This is a genomic window from Streptomyces sp. CO7, assembly GCF_053474865.1.
This window is the reverse complement of sequence record NZ_JBRIOU010000002.1, coordinates 356,051-358,330: the sequence shown is the minus strand read 5'-3', so window position 1 is coordinate 358,330 and position 2,280 is coordinate 356,051. Positions and strand designations below refer to the sequence as shown.

Genomic DNA, 2,280 nt, shown 5'->3' with positions numbered 1-2,280 from the left:
CCCCGATGGTCATGCGCCCCCCGGCGACGTGCCGCACGGGAGACCTCCCCTGGCCCCCCTGGCACGACGCCAAGGCTCCCCCACGGGACCAACCCCGTCAAGAGCGCCCTATACGGGCAACTCGACTGTTATGCAGTGCAGTTGGGGCAGTCGGGGCAGTTGGAGCAGTCGGGGAGCACGGGGCCCCGGTGGCCCGCGGTGGTCCTCTCACCCGGCGGGACGCCTCGCGGAGGCGGGCCGCGCCTCCGCGAGGCTCCGGTCACAGGGCGGAGACCCAGTACCGGTCGAAGGTGAACCGCCCGTTGCCGCCGGCGCCGTTGCGCGTGCCGGTGGTTTCGCGCGCCAGGGTGTACCAGGCGTCCACGAAGTCGGCGTCGTCGGTCCAGAAGGAGGCCGGGATGGCCTCCACGACGGGGTCGACCAGCGGGACGTACGCCCCCAGGTCGGCGATGGTGAGCAGGGCCGCCGCGATCGCCTTCGCCAGGGAGGAGTAGTTGGTGTCCCCGTCGTCCTCCATCATCACGACGTCGGCCAGGTTGTACTTGTACTGCGACCAGTTGACCAGTATCTGGTTCGGGTAGTAGGTGGTCTCCGCGTTGTCGAGGTACGGGTGGGTCACCGTGTCGACGCGGACCTTGCCGTCGAGGCCGAAGCCGCTGACGATGCTGAAGATCTCGGCGTCGCCCTTGATCCAGGTCTCCTTGTCGTCGGCGACGTACACCGACGTGATCCTGGACGTCCAGTAGCCCGTGGCCGAGGCCGCCCCGGTCGCCGAGGCGGCCGCCGCCGTGTCGGCCGTGGTGACGCCGGCGGCGGCGAGTTCGCGCTCCAGCACCTCCAGCCCGGCCTCGACGGCCTTCTCCCCGTCGACGCCGACGACGTACACCGGGACGTCGGGGGCCTCGGTCGCGTCCAGGGTGTGCGCCCGGCCCGCGCTGTCGTAGGCGGTGACGGCGGCGGCCTCGTCGTCGGTGGGGGCGACGGCGACCAGCGGTGCGCGGCGGGAGTCGCGGTCGCCGGCCGGAGTGACGGTGAGGAGGCCCGCCGCGTCGGCGGGCAGTCCCTTCGCCGCGAGGACGGACCGGTCCGCACGCGCCACGTCGGCGGCGAGCGCGGCGCCGGCGCCGGTACGCGAACCGGCCGCAAGGGCCTTCAGCCCGACGTCGTCACCATCCGCGACGGCCTGGGCCATCTCGGCCCGCCACGCGTCGTCGGTGAGGGAACGCGCCAACGCCCGCGCGGCGGCGTCCTCGGCGGCACGCACGGGCGAGACCTTCGCCCCGCCGCCCGGCGCGGGCGCCGCCGTCGCGATGCCCTGGGTGGTGGCGAGCACCAGGCCGGCGAGGGCCGCGCCGCACAGGACCGTACGCACCTGCTGTCTGACGGACAAGACGTCCTCCTGAGGAAGTCGGGCACCCTGGGACTCCAGGGCACGCCAGGGGGACCGGCCGCGTGAGGGGCGACCGGCACAGCGTGCGGGTGGATCGCGACCATGATGGAACACGAGACGTCTACGCGTATAGACCGCCGCGAACCGACGCCGCAGCGCATAGGACGTGTTGGCCCGGCTACCGCTCCCCGCCCACGCCCACGCTCCCACCGGGCCCGCACCCGGCGACCGCCCGCACCCAGGTGCGGTCCTCGGTCAGGTAGCGGTCCACCCGCAGCCCCGCCTCGGCCAGCGCGCCCTCGAACCGCTCCGGCGTGAGCGGCCGGGACAGGAACGTCTGCGTCCACGTGGCGTCGGGAAACTCGTACTCCGCGCGCACCGAGTTCACGCCGTCGCCCACCGGCTCCGCCGACACCATCCGCACGGTGAACCCGGCCGGGTCGACCCGCTCGCGCGGCACGCGCTCGTGCCAGTCCTCCCCCTCGCGCTGGATCAGCACGCAGCCGTCCTCCGCGAGGTGCCGGACGCAGGTGCGCAGCAGCGCGCGCCGCACGTCCAGGTCGCCCGCGTGCACCAGGAACGACGCCAGCATCACCACGTCGAACCGCTCCCCCAGGTCGAGGGCCTCGATCGAACTGCGGACGGTGCGCGCCCCGCGGACCCGGTCGAGCATGTCCTGGGACTCGTCCACCGCGGTCACGGCGAAGCCCCGCTCCACCAGCGGGTGGGTCATCCGGCCCACCCCGCAGCCCAGTTCGAGGATCCGCGCCCCCTGCGGCACGGCCCCGGCGACGATGTCCGGCTCGTCGCCGACCGGCAGCCGGGTGTACAGCTCGACCGCACACCCGTCCGGGGTGATCGGCCCCGGCCCGGTCCCCGCGTATCCCACG

At 74.0% G+C, this 2,280-nt stretch carries 2 protein-coding genes; both read right to left on the bottom strand.

Features of this window, described 5'->3' with window-relative positions; all coding sequences use genetic code 11:
• Positions 1-259 precede the first annotated feature (259 nt).
• Positions 260-1,390, bottom strand: coding sequence for a DUF3103 family protein (locus tag ACOV8S_RS03535; RefSeq protein ID WP_448316051.1), 1,131 nt, complete (start codon positions 1,388-1,390; stop codon positions 260-262).
• A 178-nt stretch (positions 1,391-1,568) separates the two neighbouring features.
• Complete coding sequence (locus tag ACOV8S_RS03530) at positions 1,569-2,279, bottom strand: class I SAM-dependent methyltransferase (protein WP_448316050.1); 711 nt, start codon at positions 2,277-2,279, stop codon at positions 1,569-1,571.
• Position 2,280: the final 1 nt, after the last annotated feature.